This is a genomic window from Caballeronia grimmiae (assembly GCF_022879615.1).
GTDB lineage: Bacteria > Pseudomonadota > Gammaproteobacteria > Burkholderiales > Burkholderiaceae > Caballeronia > Caballeronia grimmiae.
In genome coordinates, this window is record NZ_CP084275.1 from 61,060 (window position 1) to 82,436 (window position 21,377).

Sequence of the window (21,377 nt, forward strand, 5' to 3'; positions counted from 1 at the left end):
ATGGATACGTTGCTGCGTAGGCCGACAAACGCTCGTGAGCAGATGCCGGAGACCACGGCGTTTATCGATGCGCTTCGCCAGGCATTCGGACGCGAGACCATCGACGACGCGTATAGCAAGGGTAGAAAGAACGGGGAGTTCTGGGCGATCGAAGGGGAATTTGTAGTTGGCCTGCCGCCGACCAGTGTGATCGAAAGGCATTCTCATCGGCTTGCGGAGAACAGTTCGCTTGTCGAGTAGATGCGGCTGTTGTGCATCACACGCACACGGTCAATGAGGAGAATCAACCATGCACTACGCCAGTGAAATCCAACATCTTTCCCGTTTCCTAGCGGCGCGGGGCTTTAAGGCCGAAGTTGTGCCCGGGTCAGTCCCGGGAGAGAGCGCGTCTCTCATTGCTTCGAATGGCAACGTGATCGAGCCGGACGCCGCTCCCGAGGGGGTAGCGGCAGCCGCACATCTGTGGTCCCTACTGCACGATCTGCGCGATAACGTCATCACCAAAGAGGCATTCGACAGTTTCGGCGGGAAGCGCTGCCGAGATCTCGTGCGGAGAGAATGGTCACTGTCGCCCAAGGCGCCGAAACCACAGAAACTGTTAGAGAGTCTCGCGGCGAAGTTGCACGGTGCGAGATTCAAGCTGTCACAACGGCGTACACCGCTTGTTGTGGTCGGAACGCGCAGCATCTGTTGGTTTGGAACGAACCGTGTCTATCGGGTATTCGACGATCACGGTGTTTTCACAACGAAGCAAAAAAAACGTGATTTCCCGTCGGAAGAGGAAGTGTTGAGCTTCTTCGAGTCACAGGGTATCTCTGTAACCCGATGAACCGCCATGCCCCGATGCGCGTCATAGCGCGCTCGGGGCTTTTCTTTTTTTATCCCGCAAAACTTCCATTGCCTGAATGCCATCAGATCAGACAGTAGCCGCGTTCGACTTCGACGGCACCATCACCACCCAGGACTCGCTCAAATCTTTCATACGTCACACAGTGGGACGCACGCGCTTCGCATTGGCCGTTGCTGCCGCGCTGCCGTGGCTAATAGGGGTGCCATTGGGTCTCACCGATCGCGGCAGCGCCAAGGCCCGATTCCTCCGTCATGCTCTGCACGGTGTCTCTGTTGGTGCCTTACAAAGCGCGGCTGAACGCTTCTGCTCGACGCGGCTGTTGGAAATCGTCCGGCCAGAGATGCTTGTTCGAATCCGCGATCATCAATCTCTCGGACACACCGTGGTTATCGTAAGTGCCTCTCCATCGCTTTACCTAGAGATCTGGGCGAGAACCCACGATATCGATACGGTGCTGTCCACAGAGCTCGAGATCGGTGAGCGAGGCTTTTCCGGCCGGCTACTCTCGGCCAATTGCTGGGGACCTGAAAAGGTTCGGCGCCTGACGCGATGGTGGAATTCGATGCCTCCCTCGACACTATATGTGTACGGAGACAGTAGAGGGGACCGAGACATGGCCGCGATCGCTACGTTCGCATGGATTAGAGGAGAGCGGCAGTTACCTGCACTGGCCAACTGGACACAAACGTCGCGTTGACACCCGAAAAGAAAGGCCCGCCAGAAGCAGGCGGGCCGAATCCATATCAGGAGGAGACATGGAGGAGACGGAGTAAGTATAAACCCTCATGCCGACAATACAAGCTACATTTCGCGCCTCATTGATGTTTTGGGCGATACTGTTTATATTTACAGCACTGTGTTTACGTACAGGATAGCGCGAATGGAGCACCTTATCCGTGTGCAAAACGAGCGAGATCGAAAGCTCATGTGCTGGCTGCGGGAACGGGTCAGCGACGAATCGATTACCGCTGCTGCAAAGCGTTGCGGCGGTAGCTCGAAACCATATCTTTCTGCTGTCTGCCGCAAACTCGGACTGACGGCGCCTTCATATCTCTTGCACCGTCACGCAAACCCGAGTCCGATTGCCGAGAAATCGCTTGCAGCGATCCGGGAAATTCTTGCCGCGAAGACGAACGCTCCCGGCCGATCACCTTATTGATCGACTCGACTCGCCGATCTGAGGCTGCCTGGGACCACCGCATTTCCGTCGGGGCAAGCAAACTTTCCTCTAGTTGCCGCGAGTGCTCGTTTCCGCCCATACTCTCCAAAAACGATGAAGGAGAGCGTATGCGCCCCGAACAAATGCTGCCTGCGGAAAAAGAGGCCCTCGAACGACTTTTGGCAATCGCGTCCGGCTACACCGACCAGAGTCGCCGCGTCGCCGATTTCCTGCTGGCATGGTGGAACCCAGCGAACTGCGGCAGCTATGACATTACATCTGGCTGGGGTCTCGACGAGGACATTACAGAGGACGTGTGTACTGTGTTTCGGCTTGCTACGCGTGCAAATAGTTACCCAGACACCCTGGGATACGAATCGCAGTTCGAATCGGTGGTACGCGCATGGCGCCCCGAACTCGTTGACAATAGCGAGGCCGTGTAGACCTTTGCGCACAATCTGGGCGCAAACACCTTGTTTTAGCGAACGCTGCCTGCCCCAAAACGCTACACATCGTTGCTGTTGATTCTTGGCACTTATGGCGTGGTGTTGCGCGCGATCTACCGGATAATATGCTCGTCTATATCTCAGGAAGGCTCTCGGCGCGGTAGCGTCTACCAGAGGAGGTTTCAGCATGTCGCGCTATCTAGAGACGAGCGTAGCGCCATCTTGGCGAAAAAAGTAAAGCAGTTCCGCGAAGATCTAGGCGAGCTGGGTTTCGAGTCCTCGTTTTTTTATCGCTCGCCAGGATCAGCAGAAGCTCCCGTCGCCTATCTGCTGATTGGAGAAACTTCCGGCGACGTAGAGGAAGCGCGCACCGAGAAGGCCCGGTAACGCTGAGTAACAAACGCCGATGAGGTGTTGCGTGGTTCGACGGTCGGTTTCTGTTGCGCGAATTCTGGCCGTGCGCCTTGATCGACCGTCACCGGACGCCCGAAAAACGCAACAGCCCCAAACATACCAACAGCGGTGATAATTTATATTATGTCAAATTAATCAGGGCAATTGTCAAAAACCGACAGCCGAGTCGGCTTGGGCAACCAGACAGGTGTGACTTTGATTTCTGAGCAATTTTCCGGTTAGGGGCATCTAGGCATGGCGGGGGTCTGCCTTGTGGACCTGTATAAATTACCTTTGCAATCAAACACGTGCTGACTAACTGTTTAGTCTCGACAGCAGACCTCCAGATCGTGGAAGTGACAGCGACGTTACCGCTACTTCGAACTGGCATCGATAGCTGCGACAGGCGGCTCGGCCCCGTGGCGGTCTATGGTATCTGCGCGTTTCATGTTTCGCGGGGCATGTGCTTGATGTGGCAGGCGCCGACGCAATAACGACTGTGCACCCGAGGAGCCACCTGTGCTTTTCAAGTCCCAGGCTTCCTGGCGGGGTGCGTCCGATGCAACTGGAGCCTTGCACGGATTCCTGAATACTTATCCCGCGCCCGGGTCAATGGAGCGGACAGACCGCTGAGGCTGGCGATCTGCCTGCGAAGGCTTGGATGAATGCAGGCCAGTCCCAAGACGAAGAAGGCTCCGGGTAGCATCAAAAGGCCAACGATTGCTGCGCTTTTCAACATAACTCCTCCAGAAACCGCATTTGTGTCGCCATGGACCCAGCATAGGTTTCGTGTGTCCTGACAGATTGACGTGTGTCAAGACCATCGTAACGCGTGTGCTGTTCCTCGCATCCGATTCTCGTCGTCTGATGGAGCCGTTCGTTGAAAGTGAAAACGGCATCCCATTGGAGCATCATGAGTGGTCCAACTACATGAGGAGAGCAGGCTGACGCAGATGATTTGTAGAGAGTGTTATAAGAAGGGCGACGGCACCGATGGTGACACCGGTGACGATCAACCATATAGAAAGCACGTAGCCGATCCGCTTCCAAAACTCGGCAACGCGTTCTAGGAGAATCAAACTTGTATAGGAAGTTGTGTCGCCGGCGGCGTTGTGTCCTGTCGCCCGGTAGAAAAAGTACGAATGACGGGCGTCGTCGTCGGTCAGGGATGCGAAAAGCACGGAGCCCGGCGCTATGCGTCCGACTCTCCCGCACTCAGATGACATCATTCTAGTCACAATTGCGTTTTCCGTTGGATGATTGACGACCGCGCTCAGCCAGGTCGTGGCGATCGCCAACAACGTCTTCACAGCGGTCGCATATACGAATCCGGTTCGCCGATTTTGCCGGCGGCGATCGCTTTCGAGTTTCAACGCGCTGCTCCGTGACTATATTCACCCGGACTTTCTCGCTGGCAAGGGGCACATGACCCGGCTCAAGCGACGCGTAATATAGAGCCCTTGGACCTGGCATGGGCAGAAACAGGCGTCTCCCTCCTGGCTTGATCTGAATCAATAATTCAAATAATTCGCGCGACGCGAGTGATAGTTTGAATTCGACCGGGGTCATCCATGTTGTGATGCACCGGATTCAGTCTCGGTGCGTCTTCAAGGGGGCGACATGGTCAGGTGGCTTCTTATCGGATTTGCATTCATTGCATTGATCGCCATCGCGGCGTTTGCGGTGATGCAGTACGTCATCTGGCAGAATGCGGATTGAAGCGATAGCGGTCGCTATGGCAAAAATGGCAGCTTGAAGTCGACGGCTAACGGGAGTCGAGCAGATACGTTGCATCTATTCCGCAGTCGGCTTGCCACGCGCTGGCAGTCAGATGACGTCAACATGACCGGGCAGATCGCCGGCGAGTTCACTTTCCGTGTAAATAAGGTAAAGCATCACCAGCCGCTCTGAATCGAGGATGCGGATCACGTGCAGGGCTTTGAAGATCGGGGCTCGCGACTCGTCAAACACAATAGCCTGTTTTGGCACTTGCCCCGATACACTCAATTTCCCGACCTGATGACAGGAGACGTCGGCTTGGGACATTGACCTTGTTTGGGCGTTCCCGGACCGGTTGTCTTCGTGATTCCTGGAAAGGTAGCAGGTTACGCCCTTCAGGAGGGGATCGTCATATGCCGATATTTCTACTTCACCACCATAGCGTTGCGAATGGGTCGAAATTCTGGCGAGTTCTTCGCCGTGCGCAGCCTGGTTCGCGAATAGCGCTACCGCTATCACCAGGCTGCGCTGCAGCACAAGGTATCGTGTCATGAAGTATCTCCTCACCAGCGGTTGGACGCCGACATAAAGTCGTGAACATCTTTCGCGCGCCACTGGCATCACACTACGTCGACTCATCCATCAGAGCTTGACGCACGTCAAACGATTATTGGTCCCGGGCACCATGCTGGTGTGGTGAACACTCTTTTCTCTGGGCCAGCGCTTCTTCTGTATATATGCGTGGCAGTTGCCACGCGCCCGAGAAGCGGGGCCGGGAGGTATCCATGTTGATCTTTCTTGCTCGAGTATTTTCAACGTCGCTTCTCTTTAGCGCAATAGTTTGCGCCAACGTGTCGGCGCAGCCGCTGCCCGTGCCTGCAGAGCACAACGGTATCCGATATGTAACGGGCGGCATCGGAGAAGATGAAGTCAAGGCCTTTCGTTCAGTCGCACCCAGATACAACGTGCGAATCACGCTCTCGGCCAAGTCTGGTCATTACCTGTCCGATGTCGATGTGAAAATCTCGGCGAAAACACGATCTCTTCTGTCGGTGCGGACGGCAGGCCCATTCCTCTTTGTGCATTTGCCCGCTGGCCAGTATCAGATCTCTGCGCGTGACAGGCACGTGACAGAAACAAGGAAGATCGTGGTTCCGCCACGAGGCGGCATCGACGTTCATTTTTCCTGGGAGGATCCGGACAGGCATGACGTCATGCAGATATGTACTGGATGCCGCGCTCCTTGATCACCAGGTATTCTCCTTGGCGAACAATTCGTGCTCGCTACGGCATCAGCGCCTATCGGTCTGTTGCTCGGATATGGCATCTGCGCGTTGCTGATACGACGCCTGCCACCGATCTGTACCGTCTGCCGCTTGTTAGTGTTGTGCGCGGGTCGGTTCGATTATCCGCGCAATCAGTTTCAAGCTCGTCACATCGACGTTCAATGTTTCGCGATGAGCCTGCAGTCTGATCTTCCCGGAAATATCGGTTCGACGCAGGCCGCGTACCGCACGGATGCATTCATACCTTATGCTGAAAGCAGCGATTTCAAATCAGCTCCAGCTTTTTCATTTGAAACTCGAACCCCTTGTGATCTTTCCGCCATGCCACGTCCGTTTCACTCAGTCGAGCTTGTCCTGCTGGCCGTCTCGGCCGGAAGCCTCGTAACGGGCATCGTGCTTGCCGCGCTCGGACACGTCGCGCTCGCGCAGGTACTTTGGGCCGTTGGAACCTTGCCTGTCCTGCTGGCGCTGCTGGTGTCGACCGTCAAGGCGCTGCGGCGGCATGAAGCGGGCGTCAATGTGCTCGCGCTTCTTGCCATCGGTTTCGCACTAGGCCTCAGCGAGTTTCTCACCGCCGCCGTGATCTCGCTGATGCTGGCGAGCGGACGGGCGCTCGAAGCGTACGCGCAGGAGCGGGCACGCCGCGAAATGACTGCCTTACTAAGCCGCGCTCCGCGTCACGCCAACCGCTTTGAGGGCGGTGAGTGGCGCCGAGTCGAACTGGATGCGGTACATCCCGGCGATCGTCTGCTGGTCCGAAGCGGTGATCTCGTTCCTGTCGATGGCTCGCTAATCGGCCACGCTCAACTGGATGAGTCCACGCTCACCGGGGAGTCCATCATCCAGCAACGCTCACCCGGCGAACCGGTCAATAGCGGCGTCGTAAGTGTCGGTGCGGCGTTCGAGATGGTCGCTGCGGCGAGCGCGGCAGACAGTACGTTCGCCGGGATCGTGCGAATGGTGCAGTCAGCGCAGCGCGAGCGCAGTCCGGCAAGCCGTCTTGCCGATCGCTACGCGCTGTGGTTCGTGTTTGCCGCCCTTGCCCTTGCTGCAGGTAGCTGGCTGATCTCCGGAGAAATCACCAGGGCGCTTGCGGTGCTTGTCGTTGCAACCCCGTGCCCGCTGATTCTTGCGGTTCCCGTGGCCATTGTTTCCGGCATGTCGCGTTGCGCGAAGCGCGGCGTGCTCGTCAAAGGTGGGGCTGCATTGGAAAGGCTCGCGCAAGCGAGCGTGCTGTTCTTCGACAAAACGGGAACGCTGACGGGAGGGCACGCGCGCCTCGTCGCAATTGAAGCCGCTACCGGCACCTCTCCCGAGACGGTCCTGCGCCTTGCTGCATCTCTTGGCCAAGCGTCTGCGCACGTCATATCCGAAGCGGTGACTGTGGCTGCACGCGAGCGCAATCTCGTCTTGTCACTACCTGGCCGGGTCGAGGAGCAGCCCGGTGCCGGGGTAAAGGGCGAAGTGGATGGCCATTTCGTCGCGATCGGCTCTTATGTCTTTGTGGCGTCGCTCGCGACGCCAGCACCCTGGAGCGAAGTTTTCCTTCAACGCCTGACGTACGAGGGCGCTTCCGCCGTGTTCGTCGGGGTGGACGGCAGCATGGTCGGGGCCCTACAGATGGCTGATCAGATCCGGCTTGAAACCCCACGCGCGCTGCGGCTGCTCAGGCACGAGGGCATCAAACGGCTTGTCATGCTCACGGGCGACAGACGCGATGTGGCCGAAACGGTGGGGGCAATGCTGGGCGTCACGGAGGTGCGATCCGAGCTGTCTCCGGCGGACAAGCTTGCAGCGATCCAGGCGGCACGCCGTGAAGGGCCCGTTGTCATGGTTGGCGATGGCATCAACGACGCGCCCGCGCTTGCAGCTGCGGACGTCGGCGTTGCGATGGGCGCACGAGGCGCGGCGGCGTCCTCCGAGGCGGCGGACGTGGTGCTGCTGGTCGACCGGCTGGACCGGCTTGTCGAGGGGTTTCGGGTGGCGAAACACACGCGGCGAATCGCCGTCCAGAGCGTGATGGCGGGCATTGCACTGTCGGTGGCGGCAATGATCGTCGCCGCGTTCGGGTTTCTGCCGCCCCTGCCGGGCGCGTTGCTTCAGGAGCTAATTGATGTGGCTGTCATCGCGAACGCGCTACGGGCGTTGCGGATTCGTTCCACGGCAATGGTGGGCAGCCTTGCCCGTGACGACGAAGATCGCCTGAAGACCGAGCATGTTGAACTCGGCCCAGTAATCGAGCAGATCAGGGAACTCGCGGACAAACTGCCCGGTTTGCCGGGACCATCTGTGGCGGGCGCCCTGGCCAGCATGAACGATTTGCTGGCACACAAGCTCGTTCCGCATGAACAGCACGACGACCTGGAAGTCTATCCGGGCCTTGCAGCCCTTCTCGGCGGAGAAGACCCGATGGCGGCGATGAGTGCTATGCACCGAGAAATCTTCCGGATCTCCCGCTTACTTCGGCTGATGACGGACACAGTACCAGCCGCGGGACCCGATCCCGATTGCATCCGCGAATTCCAGCGCCTGCTGTATGGACTCGATGCGATCGTACGCCTGCATTGTGCCCAGGAAGAGGAACTGTTCCATACGCTCGGGGAAGGAGCGTAAAGACCGATTTCCTGTATGTGTGCGCTGGTATCGATGCGGGCAGCGAAATACATCAGGGTCGATTACCCGGCATCCTGACCGCGAATATAGGAATTCCGTCTGAGTTCAACGGCACTGTCGCGGCAGTGCAGGTTTGGTCCCACGATAATTGAAATTGCAATCGGTTTATGTGCGCTGCGGCTCAGGCGTCCTGTGTGCCGACGAGCAGTAGTGGGGATTGCGCAAGATGCGCGACTCGCCCCGCAACGCTACCAAACAGCCAACGTGATATACCACGCCTGCCATGCGTGCCCATCACAATCAGTTGCGCGTGACAGTTGCTGGCTTCGCGAACGATGGTATGGGCCACATCGTCGCTGGTACGCCGCGTCTTGACAAGTGCGGTACTCGACCGTATCGACACATGCGAAAGAACCGGCTCCGCGGCCGCGAGTGCATGCCTGCCTTCATCGAAGAAAGCGTCCTCCAGTGCGTCGATGGGAACGAAGTCGCTCAGCCGTACCGCGCGATCGATCACATAGATGGCTCGCAAAGAAGCGTCGGGTGCCGCAAACCGCACACCAAAGCGCAGCGCGGTTGCCGCATGTGGACTTCCGTCGACCGCGAACAGGATGCGCTCCGGCAAGTGTTCGTTCTCGACGTTATAGCCTTCGGGTACTACAAGCAGCGGGCAGTGCAGAAGCTTTGACAACGCCTCGGAGACGGTCCCCTCAACCCAGCGCGTCAGCCCATGGTGGTGGCGCGCGCCTACGACCATCAGTTCGGCTTGCCATGCATTGGCTGCATTCACCAACGCTTGAACAACGACCCCGCCGCGCTTCGAGAGGTCAACCACTTCCGTCTCGATGCGTACGTCACATGACGCCAGTACAGCTTGGGCCTGTTCGAGCGCCGCGGCCGCATCCTTCAGCAGTTCTTCGCGCACTGAATCGAGCGTGTGGCTGACATGCCGACCGCTCGGAAAGAGTGTATGCGGATTCTCGGCCACGCTCACGAGCCGGACTTCGCCACCGTGCGGCAGGAGGTGACTCGCGTACGCGAGCGCGTTCCGCGATGCTTTCGATGAATCAACGGCGATGAGTACTCGGCGTGGCAATGCAGGATTGATGTCGTCGGGTCCGTTCGAATTCATGGTTTACCCAGTAAGGTTATCGACCGCCATCCGTCAAGCCGGACGCTTTTGCCGCGGCTCGCTCAAGCCGGCATAGCCGGGAGACATACCAACTTCAGAAGCGATGGTCGTAGTTGAACCGGATCTTTGTCGGCTTCGGCTGATCCTTCTGCGTAACAGTCAGATCAACGTGATAAATGCCACTCCACGGCATCTGGAAGTCGTTGTCATAAGTGACGGCGCCGCCCACCTTGACGGCATCCAGACGCTTCTCCACAGGCTTCGTGTGAAAGTGTGTATCGTGGGCGCGGGGGCCTTTGACGCTGGCAAGTACGGTGGCGTCGCTCAAGCGTCTGCCCGTGGCCGCCTCAAAGATTGCGACGGTCAGATGGTACTGGTTGGGACTCGGAGCGGTGATGTTGCTTGCTGCGTTCGATCCGGATTCTCCCAGCTTGCTGGATGGAATCACGCCGTAGTGAACAGTGAGACCGTGTGCAGTGACACTGTGCGAGAGATCGTCTGCGTAAGCGACAGCGCATACGCCAAGAAGAAACGTCGTAAAAATCGCGCTGATCAGCTGTAGCCTGATTCGCATGTGCACCTCCCACCTGTTTGATCGTGCAGACTATGGATACCTTTGATCCAAGACTCCTCAATGGTATGGTCAGGCCTTGTGGGTATGGCGCCTTGATTCAGATCAAGCATTGCCAGCATGCCACTTTACCTCGACTTCGAGACCCCCGAGGGACTTCGAGCGACGCACGTCGACGGTTGCCGCGTGAAGGTCGACAATTCGCTGGACGATCGACCAGCCAAGACCACTTCCGCTTTCGTTGGTACCCGGAACCCTGAAGAAGCGCTCGCCCAACCGCGAGCGATCCGCATCGGCGAGTCCTGGGCCGCTGTCTCCAACCGACAGGGATGCGGTGGCGCCATCTGTCGTCGTTCTGATCAACACGGATGCGCCAGACGGGCTGTAACGGATGGCATTGTCCACGAGGTTGCGCACCAGGGCCGCGAGCAACATTTCGTCGCCTGCGACGTGGCAGGGTCTTTCGCCTTCGAATTCCAGTGACAGCTGCTTCGCGATCGCCGTTGGCGCCAGTTCTGCGACGACGCGCTGTGCAAGCGCACTCAGGTCCACCTTCGTGAGTGCGAGGGTTGCCCCGGACTCGAGTCTTGAAAGCACCAGCAGCTGGCTCACGAGACGCGTCGCGCGATCACACCCTTCGAGAGTGGCGCGTAACGCGTGCTGACGAAGGGCGTCATCCGTTTCGGCCAGCGCAACTTGAGCCTGCGTCCGAATCGCCGCAATAGGCGTGCGCAATTCATGTGCGGCGTCCGCAGTGAACCGGCGTTCTGCTTCCCATACCGTCTGGATACGCTCGAAGAGCTGATTGAGCGCGTCGAGCACCGGGGACAGCTCGGCAGGGGGTTGGGGCATCACGACGGGAGCAAGATCATCCGGGCCACGCTGGGCAATGCTTCGGCCCAGTTTCTTGAGCGGCGTCACCCCTTGCCGCACGGCCCACCAGGTGGCAAGTCCAAGAAGGGGCAGGGCGGCGGCCATAGGCCATAACGTACCGCGCAATACCGCTAGCAGTATCGCGGTGCGCGAATCGATACGCTCTCCGACATAGATGCGTGTATCTTCATCCGTCCCGCGCACGGAAAACACACGCCACGCATTACCATCAATCTGCACGGTGGCGAAACCCTGCCCGAACTCACCACCGGAGGGAATCATGGGCTCAGCCGGTGCATTGGCCGAACGCACGATTGCCTGTCCCTCATGAAAGATCTGGAAGGCAACCTTAGGCGCATACGGATGCGGTACGCGTGTATCGATCTCATCATCATCGTCAATCGATTGCGTCTGCTGGACAATCAGCAACGCCGCTGCCTGAGCAAGGTGGCTATCGAGCAGTTCGTCGAGCTCGCTGCGGGCGTCACGCCAGATGAACACCGCGGTAACCATCCATATGCCGATCACGCTCCCGATCACCAGGACCAGCAGACGCCCCTGCAATGAGCGCGGCAGGAGCATCACGTAGCGCAACCCTCTCGCATCAGTACGTACCCGACCCCACGAACTGTCCTGATCAGATCGCTGCCGAGTTTGGACCGCAGGCGATGGATGTGCACTTCAACTGCGTTGCTCTCTACTTCCTGACCCCAGCCGTACATGGCCTGTTCCAGCTGTTCGCGCGACATCACACGGCCCGCATTCAGCATCAGCACGTACAGGAGGTCAAACTCTCGGGTGGAAACGGACACGGTTTCTCCATTGCGGTAGACAAGCCTCGCTGCCGGTTCAAGTGTGACGTCCTGCACTTCCAGCTTTTCCTGCGGCTGGCCGTGCGCGCGGCGCACGAGCGCTCGCAGGCGGGCGGCAAGCTCCAGAAGGTCGATGGGCTTGACGACGTAGTCGTCGGCGCCGATGTCGAGTCCACGGACGCGATCGGGAACCGTGTCGCGTGCGGTCAGCACCAGTACGGGCATGGTCACGCCCGCGTGACGTACCGACGACAGGACGTCGATACCATCCTTGAGCGGAAGTCCGAGATCGAGCACGGCCGCCGCGTAGGACCGGGTACGCAGTTCCGTTTCGGCAGCCTGACCGTCGCGAACCCAGTCGACCTGAAACCCCGCTTGCCGAAGGCCCGCGCGAATTCCATCGCCAAGCAACAGATCGTCTTCGACGAGCAGGATACGCATTATGTCCTTGACCTTTGAGGGGCATCAATCGGCATCATCGCGGTCGGTCTGGTGTGAAGTCGCTGCGTTGCTACCGGGCGCTATTGGCGCAGGTGCGACTTGCCACTGCCACCACCAGAACGCAAGCACACTGGCGAGCACAATCGCCGCGACGCTTCGCCACACGCGCTTGATGCCTGCGTCGGGGTGCCCGGACTTATGTCCGCTCAGCATCGCGCCGACCAGGTTTTCCCGATGAAGCCAGCTGCTCACGACGACGCCGGCCACATGTACGCCAACCAGCGCAAGCATGATGCTGGCCAAAGCCTCGTGCACTTCACCTGGCCAGTTTCCTCCGACATCGTTATAGGTCGCCCAGCCCGTCATGGTCAATGCGCATGCCAAAGCTAGCATGGCGACGATGACGACGGCGCCGGCCGGGTTGTGTCCGACATGGCGTTGCGGGTGGCCACGCAATATCCCCAGGAGATACCTCCACACGGAGGCCGGGCCGCAAACGAAGCTGGAAAAACGGGCGTATTTCGTTCCGACCAGCCCCCATGCAAGTCGAAAGATCACGAGACCACCTGCCGTGTAGCCTAGCGCGACATGGACGAGCCGCCAATGCTCGCTTTCCGCGGTCAGCCATGCACCGGCAAAGCAGGCCGCGAACAGCCAGTGGAAAAGCCGTACGGGCGCATCCCAGACCAGAATGCGACGTTGCTTCGTATCGCCTGCGCTGCTGCTATTGCGGTATGCGGATGAAGTGTTCATTGAAGTTTCCTTGTTCGGCGCGGGTATGGCACGCCGCGCAATTTGACGCACTCTTGATCATGGGACGTTTCCACACAGCGGCGGGCACTTCTGCATGCTCCTGCCGGAACCAGTTCGCGCGGGTGATGCGATCTTCGGGCAGGAGAGCGTGCGCGGCCGCGTCTCCTGCCGAATTTGCGGCGAGCCACGTTGAGATCTGCCTGACCGAGTCTGCGTCGAGTGACGCATCGTTGCCGAAATGGTGCTGCAGGTTGTCGAGAATGCGCTGCCATGACGCGGCAGGCAGCATGCCCGGCGGATAGGCAATATGGCAGGTTGCGCACTCTTGCCGATACCTGGGCAGCACATTGACCTGACCAGGCGTCACTTCAGATTCGGCGGCGGCGATCGAGGCCGTCAGGGCAGCCACAAGCGCGACGGCACAAACATGAACAGGGCGGGGCACAAGGTGAAAAAGCATGGGAAGCGCTCCGGCGGAAAGAACCTTCGATAGTGGAGAAAGGCGCCTACGGCTTCAGCGTCAAAAGCCACGCAAGCAGATCCGCCTTCTCGGCTGCGCTGCACTCACGTCCGACGACGTCGTTGCAATTGCGACGGAACCATTTCTCGGTCTTGGAGGCGTCCGTAAAGCGCTCCGGGTTGAACGCAGGGGCCAGAGGTCCAATCGATTTACCTGTTACAGCATGCCTGCCAGCCTGTGTGGGCACTGCGCCGTGGCACGAAGCGCAACGCCACTCATGGCCATGTGACGCATTGAAGAACTGTTGCCCACGCGACGGGTCCGCTTCCGCATTGCCCGACTGGTTACGGTAAGAGACGAGAAGATCCGATGGCGTGGCAGCGTTGGCTGTCGACATTGAAGTCATGGCAAGGACCAGCAGAAGTGCCCCGTACAAACCCTGCGGCAAGAGAGGCGATTTGCTCACGAGAATCTCCGGTAGATGCTGATCATCCTGGGCGAACTTCCTTACCGGAGTCTTAACGCTTCAATCTCGCCGTTTGCTCACGATGCGATTGCTGTAACAGCGCATCGGCTCCGACTTCGGCTTTCCGAAGTCCGTTAGCGGCACGCGCATAACGGCGGAAATCACGCCTCCTCTCACCTTTTTGCGGGAGGTGCAGACCGTGCTCGCAGCGCGTCAATCCTTTGATGCGCGTCAAGGGGCGGCGCCGATCGGCGGGTAATGTTGAATAAAGACAGCTTCAATCCCGCTTGCCGCCACCGCGGAAACTTCCATGAAAAAGCTTCTGTTTCCTGTCGCAATCTGCATTGCGTTGAGTTCGCCGATGCTTCATGCGGCGTCAAAGGACGCAACTGCCGCACAAAGCACGTCAAAGGCCCAGAGCACGGATACGGCGGCATTCGACAAGAATCTGGCTCAATTCCAGGAGCAGATGAAGACGATGCAGGCGCAGATGAACCAGATCCGACAGGCGCAGGATCCGAAGGAACGCCAGAAGCTTCTGCAGCAACACTGGGCGACAATGCAAAGTGCGATGACCACCATGCACGGGATGTGGGGCTCCGGCACGATGGGGCACGGAATGATGGGGCAGGGGATGATGAGCGGCGGCTGGGGCCATATGGGAGGGTACTACTCCAGACTCAGTCCCGAGCAACTGCGGCAGCGTCAGTATATGACCGACCAATACCTGCAGATGCAACAGGAAATGATGAACAACATGATGTGGCAACAGCAGTATTCAACGCAGCCTCCCGCCTCGCCGCAGTGAAGTGCACGACGGCCGGTGGTCGGATTACCTGCAGGACTGGTAACTGCCGCCGATAAGCGCGGTTGTTCCCGGACTCCGCAAATCAAAAGGTTTGCTGTTTGAAGAGCGCACCGGGCGTAGTTTGGGTTGTCACACACCCTGTTGTATAGCGGCGCCGTCAACCCCGTTCAACTTGCGCGGATCCACATGGGTCATGACATTCAGCACGCGATGGCGGGCCAGCACATGCTGGCGCGCAGCGACCGCAATTTCGTGTCCCGCCTCAACCGAGATCGCAGCGTCGACCTCGATGTGCACGTCGACCACAATCATATCGCCCATTTTTCGCGTCCGAAGATCATGCACGCCGATTACGCCGGGCGTGGCGAGCAGCGTCTGGCGGACGGCGATTACCTCATGCTCGTCGGCCGAACGGTCCATCAGATCATGCAGGGCATCCCAGCCGAAGTGCCATCCCATCTTAACGACAAGCAATCCGACGATCAGTGCCGCGATCGGATCCAGTATCGGGTAACCAGCCAGATTTCCGACGATGCCAACTCCCACAACGAGTGAGGAGGCAGCGTCCGACCTGGCGTGCCATGCGTTGGCGACGAGCATGCTTGACTTCGCACGCGTCGCCGCCGCCAGCATGTAACGGAACAAGAGTTCTTTCGCAATCAATGCGCCAATGGCAACCCAGAGTGCGGCAATGTGAACGCGCTGTACGGTTGCGGGATCTTCGAGCTTGCGAACCGCGGACCAGAGCATGCCGATGCCCACTGCGGAAAGCAGGGCGCCCAGCGCCAACGACGCGCCAGTCTCGAAACGCTGGTGGCCGTATGGGTGCTTTTCGTCAGCGCCCTTCCCGCTATGATGGCTGGCGAAGAGCACCACGAAGTCGGCGACGAGATCGGACAGTGAGTGAACGCCATCGGCGATCAGGCCTTGAGATCCGGAAAAGATGCCGGCGATAACCTGGGCAAGCGTAAGGCACAGGTTGACGCCGACGCTCACCCACGTGCTGCGGGCAGCAACAGCGGATCGCTCGGCGGGGGAGTGTTCCGGATTCTCAGAGTCGTCGAAGAGTGCTTCGGATTTCATAAAGTAGGCCTTCCGGTGCGGTGAATGCTGGCCATCTCTCGCTGGGTGACAGCGGTCAAGGGGCAGCAGTTGTAGCGCCCCCGCTCTGGCACCGGGGAAGAAACGGCAGGACGCCGCCAGCAAGGTTCAAAGGTACAGCCTTCAATTTTGCTCGACGCTTCAGTTGCGTCAATGGCGAAACCCCGTTCCAAGGCAACGGCGCCGGCGACAGGGCAACAGCGCTGGCAGTCGACGACGTTCTGCTCTAAGGGCTGCGTGCGAACGCGAGCGATCCGCATACGTGGTAGGTCGTCGGTAAGACGGCGCAGATTGAACCGTATGCGTGCATGGTCCGAAAAGATGATCCGACGTTCAAGCAGCTCGTCGATGGTACGCTCGCAAGGCTGATGAAGAGCGGCGAATTCGCGCGTCTCTACGCAAAGTGGTTCGAATCGCCGATCCCACCGCGCGGCGTGAATCTCAAGATGCCGATGAGCGTCGAGTTGAAGGAGAACCTGACTGAACGCAGCGACCGCCCCACACAATGAGTAGAGGCGATCACCCGGACATGAGCGTGTCGTCGATCACTCGTTGCCCCGCGCTAAACCCTGCCATGAGTGCTGCCGCTTCTGTTCCAAACGGTTTCTGATTGTCATTCATCAGGCGAATAGGAGACAACAGCGCAGCAGGCAAGCCCTTTACTCCGATCGATACGATCGCGACATAGCCATCCAGTGGCGATGGAACGGCGCGGCGGGAGGATAACCATACGGGTTCGAGGGATACAGTTACTTCGAAGCAATTGTAGGGGTAAGTCCTTTGCATAGGGGGCGTGGATAGTCCTTCAACAGGGCCGAAGTGTACGCGTTATGCGTCATTTAAACCTGAAGGCGACATTAAGATACGCAGAATGCGTTTGCCGAAACGTCACCCGGACTACGCGCCGCGTTGCGAACTGATTTCAGAAATGCCGAATCAAAGAGTTGCTTTTCAAGCACCGATCTAGGTGGGCAGATTTAGTCCCATAATGTCACTCAGCTTTCATCATTGGGCGCCTCATAGGCTCCAAATGGCGTTCGCGAAGAGGAAGAACATAAACGTGTCTTCCGACTTTCGCCTGAGCGCGACTTCTTGGCGCTACCTATGACTGCTCCCGGTCGAGCCCCGCACGAATCTGGGCCAATTCATTGCGGCGCTGAGTCGTGGCTTCGGGATACCGAAGATTCAATTTCTCCAGCATGTTGAGAATGATCTGGGAAACTATTAGCCGAGCGTTTTCCTTGTCATCGGCAGGCACGACATACCACGGGGCGTTTTTTGTGCTGGTCGCACTGAGACACTGCTCATAGGCTTTCATATACTCCGACCAGAACTTGCGTTCTTCGACATCGGCGGTACTGAATTTCCAGTTCTTGTCGGGTTCGTCGATACGCGCGAGGAAGCGCTTTCTCTGCTCTTCCCTTGAAAGGTGCAGAAAGAACTTGACGATCCGCGTGTCGTTGCGATGAAGATGACTCTCAAGATCATTGATGGAGCGATAACGGCCCTGCCAGAGGGCCGCCTCCGCGCCTGGAGAGCCAGATAAACCCTCTGCGCGAAGTATCTCCGGATGGACACGCAGGATCAAGACCTCTTCGTAGTATGACCTGTTGAAAATCCCGATTTGTCCACGCTCAGGGAGGTCGCGCGTAGTACGCCAAAGAAAATCATGTTGAAGCTCAGTCGCGCTCGGATGTTTGAAACTGAAAACCTTGCAACCCTGCGGGTTGACGCCCGACATGACGTGCTTGATCACCCCGTCTTTTCCTGCCGCATCCATTGCCTGAAGTATGAACAGTACCGCGTAGCGGTTATCGGCATACAGGACGCTTTGCAATGCGCGCAACTGTTTGATGTGGTCCGCCAGCATGGCGTGATAGTGCTCTTTCGATCCGTATGCGGGTGCCACACGCGATGGCCATTTGGCCAGGTCAACTGCCGCACCTTCGTGGATGCGAAATGCATCTGAGTCGATCTTCATGCCTATCCTCCCGACCGGGACCGATTGAATACTTAAGCAATCCGCGTACCGGCCGGCTCAGACCGCTGGCGGTGAGACGACCGCACCAATCTCTCTTGAGCTTTCTGCATGGTTCCGCAGCGGCACAATGAGCACCGGAATGTCGGCGCTGCGCAAAAATGATTCGGCGGTACTGCCGAGCAGGATGCGCTCGACACCACTGCGGCCATGTGTGCCAAGCACCATCAGATCTGCGCCCCATGGCGTTCGGTTGTGCGCTGCAGGGTCATTGAACCCGGGGCCGGGCCAAACGATGTCCGGCGCGCTTTCGACCACGCTGACCGCGTGAATGGCAGCCCCGTCCATCGCAGCAAGACGGATCGCCTCGGCGAGTGCCGAAACAGCGATCTGACTGCCGTCAATTCCAACCGGGATGCGTCTGAACATAGGCGTTCAAGGGCGTGTGACCCTTCCTCCGAAGCAAGGCAAGGATGGCGGCTTTGGCCGTCTCCAGCACACCAGCAAAAAAGAGCGTAGCAACAAGCAACGCCGAAATGGCCAACGGCCGCAGCGGCGCCATCATTACACCGCTGGTGGCCAAGCCAATCGTAAGTGCGATGTCGATTAGAGAGGACGCGACGAGCCATGCACCCGGACGTGAATGCAAAACGCCATACCGCTCGCGCGCCACATAGACGATCGCTTGGCTGCCGAATACCAGTGTGACGAAGGCGAGGGTACGCAGCGAGTCCAAGGTGAAATGGAGACCATAAAGCGCTGCAGCGATCACACCAGTACCCAACGTCAGCTGGCAGACGTCATATAGCGTTGCGAGCGGTGTCACGTATCGCGTATCCCATGCCGCTGGAGATGACGAGGGCGTCACTCGGTCGACTGTCAAGGCCATAGTAATGAAGTCCCCCGTCACGAGCAGCAATGCCATGAGCAGTGGCGTCAGGATAGCGTGGCCGGTCATCACAACGCCCGGCGGCGAGGAACAGCACCAGATGGAATTTTTTGGCGAGTGCATTCAGTACATAGGTTGTAAGTCGCTCAAACGCGCATCGCGCTTCGATAATCGTCGTGACGATTCAATTAAAACCAGGCTTCGCGAGGACAACCGCAGCGGCCGCTCTCGCGACATCGGTCGCTGTCGCCACTGCGATTCCTGCCTGCGCCTGACGAAGCGCGGGCGCATCGTTGAGCCCGTCTCCGCACATGGCGACCACGTGCCCGCGATCCTGAAACGTCCTGGACAGCCGGAATTTGTCTTCCGGATAAACCTCAGCATAGACGTCGGCGTCTTGCCACTGGCCGCCGCGATTTCTTGACCGACCGCCGGTGCGCACTCGAGTCCACCGCAGCGAGCATTCCAATACCCGTCGTTCAGTACGGCCACCTTTTGAACGTGCGCGTAACGGGCACCTCTGAGCCTTGAGCGTCCGCTTCAGGAACTCTCCTCGAATAGACCTTCTCGTGGATTGATCATCGTCAACCGGAAGGCGTTTATCACGAAGACGAGCGGTTCCATGAGAGTTGCACTCTCATACCGGCGGTGAGCCCCTTATCATTAACGGTGGCAGGGACGGGTTCCGTCGCACGCTGCGGGGTGTTGGGCACGTTCTCCGGACTGTTTGTCGACGAAGCCTGCGGGGCAGGCGGACGGCTCCCGACCGCCTTTGCGTGCGTGTCATCAGGTGGCGCAAGCGGAGTGTTCGGCGGCGTGATAGGACTATAAACCCAGGCGCCCGTGGGCTTGATACGGCGGCGACGGTGTGTGAAGTCAGCTACGGCTTCCCGTTGATCGCTGACAGGTACCGCGCTATCTCCTCGATCTTGTCGGCAGGAAGCGGCGCTGCATAGACCACCCGCATCTTGTCGACCTCAGCCTTCCACTCTCCGAACGACAAGGGCGGTTGTCGCAATACCATTCCGGGAGAGTGGCAAATTACGCAGTGGGCGTTGGCCAGTTCAGAGCCCGGGGCGGGCGGAAACGTAGTCCGACCGGTAGGCAGCGACACTTCGACCGTTTGCCGATCAGGGGCAGTCGGGGGCGGGGCGGCCCCCGTTGTCTCTGACACGGCGAGGCAAGTGAAAGTCGCCATGGAGAGAACGGCCATCTGAGCCTTCATACCATCTCCTCAAGCAGCAAACACATCAAGCTGTTCGACTGCATTACGCATGTAGCCGCCGGGGTTCCAGTTTGGCGTGTCCGGCTGGGCAATGCCTTCTGTGTTGGTCGCCTTCACCTTCAGTACGTACTGGCCGCCTTGTCGGGGTGAGAACTGCGATTCCCATCGGCGGAAGCTGTACTTGCCGAAGTCACGACCGAGTCGCGCAGGCGTCCACGTCGTCCCGTTATCGTGCGAAAAAAGGACCTCGCGCACACCGGCATCGCCCCCAAACGCGATCCCGCGCACTATCTGCGTCCGGCTCAGGTCGAGCACGGCGCCATCACCGAGGTTCGTGAAGAATGACCTCGGTACCATCGCGCCGATCGGAATCGTCTTTACGTTCGCCTGTCCTGGCGATACGTCTGCGTGAGGTGTATCCGGTATCTGGTAGGCCTTGGCCATCCAGAAGTTGGTATCCGGGGTGTCAATGACCTCGATATCCGCGAGCATCTTCATCCAGTACGTGGAGTACCATCCGGGTACGACGAGGCGAAGCGGGTAGCCATTCAAAAGCGGAAGGGGCTTGCCGTTCATGGCAAAGGCGACCATGACTTCGCCATCACGCGCGTGATCCACGCTGAGCGTCTTGACAAAATCGGGCGTGTCGGCAATGACGCCCGTGTCAAGGCCGTTGAAGCGTACCTGCACGGCGCCTGGCTTTACGCCGGCGCGGTCGAGAATGTCCCTGAGACGCACCCCTGTCCATATCGCGTTGCCCATTGCGCCGTTGGCCCATTCACCTCCCGCGACACGGGGCCTGAAAAACCCACGCGAGTTCCCAGCGCACTGGTTCACGGCAGCGATCTCGACGCGCTCGAATTTTCTCGACAGGTCGTCAAGACTGAGGTCTAGTTCACGGTTGACCGATCCCCGCACTTTCACGTGGAACGCCCGGGCATCAATGCGTGTAGGAATGCTTGCGAGGTGCCAGCGGACGAAAAAGCGATCGTTCGGCGTGAACACGCCTTCGTCGAAGACAGAGAATGGGGTCTCCAGGAGAGGCGGGCGGCTGCGGAGGAGCAGCATTTCGCCCTTTTGCGGAAACGCGGTTGTCAGTTCGCGCAGTCCGTTTTCGAAGGGAAGGGTGACCGCATTGGCGGCTTGCGTGAGCCTCGGCAGTCCCAATGCCAGACAACCTGCGCTTCCTGCCATGAGTGATTGCAGCACGCGGCGGCGCCTGGTATCGCATCGGTCGTTCATCACCGCTCCCTATCCTCTGTCCACATCCCGCTCTTGCGTCGGGACCTGACTCAATATATGCGCCGCGAAGCGCCTGCTCCATCAGGAATACCCGCAATCGCGCTATGCCGACAAGGTAGCCCGGCGGCCGGCGATGCACGACGGTGCAAATGCGAGGGTG

24 protein-coding genes and 1 pseudogene are annotated in these 21,377 nt (G+C 58.8%); 11 read left to right on the top strand and 14 right to left on the bottom strand.

The genetic code is table 11. The annotated features are described in order from the left end of the window. From LDZ21_RS26575 to LDZ21_RS26600, 6 genes are all read left to right on the top strand, one after another. The gene (locus tag LDZ21_RS26575) at positions 1-240 is read left to right on the top strand and encodes a hypothetical protein (RefSeq protein WP_244797584.1); all 240 of its coding nucleotides are present in this window, start codon (positions 1-3) and stop codon (positions 238-240) included. A 49-nt stretch (positions 241-289) separates the two neighbouring features. Beyond that, on the top strand, positions 290-829 hold the full coding sequence (locus LDZ21_RS26580; protein ID WP_244797585.1) for a hypothetical protein: 540 nt from the start codon (positions 290-292) through the stop codon (positions 827-829). A gap of 76 nt (positions 830-905) precedes the next feature. Continuing rightward, positions 906-1,547 (top strand): HAD-IB family hydrolase, encoded by a 642-nt coding sequence (locus tag LDZ21_RS26585; protein ID WP_244797586.1) that lies wholly within the window; start codon positions 906-908, stop codon positions 1,545-1,547. 183 nt (positions 1,548-1,730) lie between these two features. Beyond that, positions 1,731-2,009 (top strand): CppA family protein, encoded by a 279-nt coding sequence (locus tag LDZ21_RS26590; protein ID WP_244797587.1) that lies wholly within the window; start codon positions 1,731-1,733, stop codon positions 2,007-2,009. A gap of 128 nt (positions 2,010-2,137) precedes the next feature. Next, a complete protein-coding gene (locus LDZ21_RS26595; RefSeq protein ID WP_244797588.1) occupies positions 2,138-2,452 on the top strand; it encodes a DUF7673 family protein in 315 nt (104 codons plus the stop codon). A gap of 225 nt (positions 2,453-2,677) precedes the next feature. Next, entirely contained in the window at positions 2,678-2,842 is a 165-nt protein-coding gene (locus tag LDZ21_RS26600) for a hypothetical protein (protein WP_244797589.1), read from the top strand. Positions 2,843-3,774: 932 nt separating this feature from the next. Here LDZ21_RS26600 and LDZ21_RS26605 read toward each other — a convergent pair. Beyond that, positions 3,775-4,221 (bottom strand): hypothetical protein, encoded by a 447-nt coding sequence (locus tag LDZ21_RS26605; protein ID WP_244797590.1) that lies wholly within the window; start codon positions 4,219-4,221, stop codon positions 3,775-3,777. A 454-nt stretch (positions 4,222-4,675) separates the two neighbouring features. Beyond that, entirely contained in the window at positions 4,676-5,119 is a 444-nt protein-coding gene (locus LDZ21_RS26610; RefSeq protein WP_244797591.1) for a CreA family protein, read from the bottom strand. Positions 5,120-5,352: 233 nt separating this feature from the next. On the opposite strand from LDZ21_RS26610, the gene LDZ21_RS26615 reads away from it, so the two are divergent. Both LDZ21_RS26615 and LDZ21_RS26620 read left to right on the top strand, forming a co-directional pair. Beyond that, a complete protein-coding gene (locus LDZ21_RS26615; RefSeq protein ID WP_244797592.1) occupies positions 5,353-5,814 on the top strand; it encodes a carboxypeptidase regulatory-like domain-containing protein in 462 nt (153 codons plus the stop codon). A gap of 360 nt (positions 5,815-6,174) precedes the next feature. Further along, a complete protein-coding gene (locus tag LDZ21_RS26620) occupies positions 6,175-8,466 on the top strand; it encodes a heavy metal translocating P-type ATPase (RefSeq protein WP_244797689.1) in 2,292 nt (763 codons plus the stop codon). A 181-nt stretch (positions 8,467-8,647) separates the two neighbouring features. Here LDZ21_RS26620 and LDZ21_RS26625 read toward each other — a convergent pair whose 3' ends face one another. The 7 genes from LDZ21_RS26625 to LDZ21_RS26655 all read right to left on the bottom strand — a co-directional run bounded on the left by LDZ21_RS26625 (position 8,648) and on the right by LDZ21_RS26655 (position 13,914). Then, positions 8,648-9,598 (bottom strand): universal stress protein, encoded by a 951-nt coding sequence (locus LDZ21_RS26625; RefSeq protein ID WP_244797593.1) that lies wholly within the window; start codon positions 9,596-9,598, stop codon positions 8,648-8,650. A 94-nt stretch (positions 9,599-9,692) separates the two neighbouring features. Then, positions 9,693-10,172, bottom strand: a complete 480-nt coding sequence (locus tag LDZ21_RS26630) for a hypothetical protein (RefSeq protein WP_244797594.1) — start codon at positions 10,170-10,172, stop codon at positions 9,693-9,695. Between the two features lie 102 nt (positions 10,173-10,274). After that, positions 10,275-11,624, bottom strand: coding sequence for an ATP-binding protein (locus LDZ21_RS26635; protein ID WP_244797690.1), 1,350 nt, complete (start codon positions 11,622-11,624; stop codon positions 10,275-10,277). Beyond that, positions 11,624-12,295: a winged helix-turn-helix domain-containing protein gene (locus LDZ21_RS26640; RefSeq protein WP_244797595.1), complete on the bottom strand. Its 672-nt coding sequence runs from the start codon at positions 12,293-12,295 to the stop codon at positions 11,624-11,626. The genes LDZ21_RS26635 and LDZ21_RS26640 overlap by 1 nt, the downstream gene beginning before the upstream one ends. Before the next feature lie 24 nt (positions 12,296-12,319). Next, positions 12,320-13,048 (bottom strand): cytochrome b/b6 domain-containing protein, encoded by a 729-nt coding sequence (locus LDZ21_RS26645; RefSeq protein WP_244797596.1) that lies wholly within the window; start codon positions 13,046-13,048, stop codon positions 12,320-12,322. After that, entirely contained in the window at positions 13,020-13,508 is a 489-nt protein-coding gene (locus tag LDZ21_RS26650; RefSeq protein WP_244797597.1) for a diheme cytochrome c, read from the bottom strand. The genes LDZ21_RS26645 and LDZ21_RS26650 overlap by 29 nt, the downstream gene beginning before the upstream one ends. Before the next feature lie 46 nt (positions 13,509-13,554). Continuing rightward, entirely contained in the window at positions 13,555-13,914 is a 360-nt protein-coding gene (locus LDZ21_RS26655) for a DUF1924 domain-containing protein (protein ID WP_244797691.1), read from the bottom strand. A gap of 370 nt (positions 13,915-14,284) precedes the next feature. Here LDZ21_RS26655 and LDZ21_RS26660 point away from each other — a divergent pair, with 370 nt between their 5' ends. Continuing rightward, on the top strand, positions 14,285-14,782 hold the full coding sequence (locus LDZ21_RS26660; protein WP_244797598.1) for a hypothetical protein: 498 nt from the start codon (positions 14,285-14,287) through the stop codon (positions 14,780-14,782). A gap of 129 nt (positions 14,783-14,911) precedes the next feature. Here LDZ21_RS26660 and LDZ21_RS26665 read toward each other — a convergent pair whose 3' ends face one another. Further along, positions 14,912-15,865, bottom strand: coding sequence for a cation diffusion facilitator family transporter (locus LDZ21_RS26665; RefSeq protein ID WP_244797599.1), 954 nt, complete (start codon positions 15,863-15,865; stop codon positions 14,912-14,914). A gap of 200 nt (positions 15,866-16,065) precedes the next feature. Here LDZ21_RS26665 and LDZ21_RS26670 point away from each other — a divergent pair. Further along, positions 16,066-16,392 (top strand): annotated as a pseudogene (locus LDZ21_RS26670) (transporter substrate-binding domain-containing protein); the annotation flags it as partial. A 593-nt stretch (positions 16,393-16,985) separates the two neighbouring features. Here LDZ21_RS26670 and LDZ21_RS26680 read toward each other — a convergent pair. From LDZ21_RS26680 to LDZ21_RS26690, 3 genes are read right to left on the bottom strand one after another with little or no spacing between them, the layout of a single operon-like run. Continuing rightward, positions 16,986-17,864, bottom strand: coding sequence for an ADP-polyphosphate phosphotransferase (locus LDZ21_RS26680; RefSeq protein WP_244797601.1), 879 nt, complete (start codon positions 17,862-17,864; stop codon positions 16,986-16,988). A 57-nt stretch (positions 17,865-17,921) separates the two neighbouring features. Then, positions 17,922-18,290 (bottom strand): universal stress protein, encoded by a 369-nt coding sequence (locus LDZ21_RS26685; protein ID WP_244797602.1) that lies wholly within the window; start codon positions 18,288-18,290, stop codon positions 17,922-17,924. Further along, positions 18,262-18,687, bottom strand: a complete 426-nt coding sequence (locus LDZ21_RS26690) for a hypothetical protein (protein ID WP_342346306.1) — start codon at positions 18,685-18,687, stop codon at positions 18,262-18,264. The genes LDZ21_RS26685 and LDZ21_RS26690 overlap by 29 nt, the downstream gene beginning before the upstream one ends. Before the next feature lie 67 nt (positions 18,688-18,754). On the opposite strand from LDZ21_RS26690, the gene LDZ21_RS31355 reads away from it, so the two are divergent. Then, positions 18,755-19,174 carry a hypothetical protein gene (locus LDZ21_RS31355; RefSeq protein WP_342346307.1) on the top strand — a complete coding sequence of 140 codons (420 nt, stop codon included), beginning with the start codon at positions 18,755-18,757 and terminating at the stop codon, positions 19,172-19,174. An 810-nt stretch (positions 19,175-19,984) separates the two neighbouring features. On the opposite strand, the gene LDZ21_RS26700 is transcribed toward LDZ21_RS31355, so the two are convergent. Beyond that, complete coding sequence (locus LDZ21_RS26700; protein WP_244797604.1) at positions 19,985-21,217, bottom strand: molybdopterin-dependent oxidoreductase; 1,233 nt, start codon at positions 21,215-21,217, stop codon at positions 19,985-19,987. Positions 21,218-21,377: the final 160 nt, after the last annotated feature.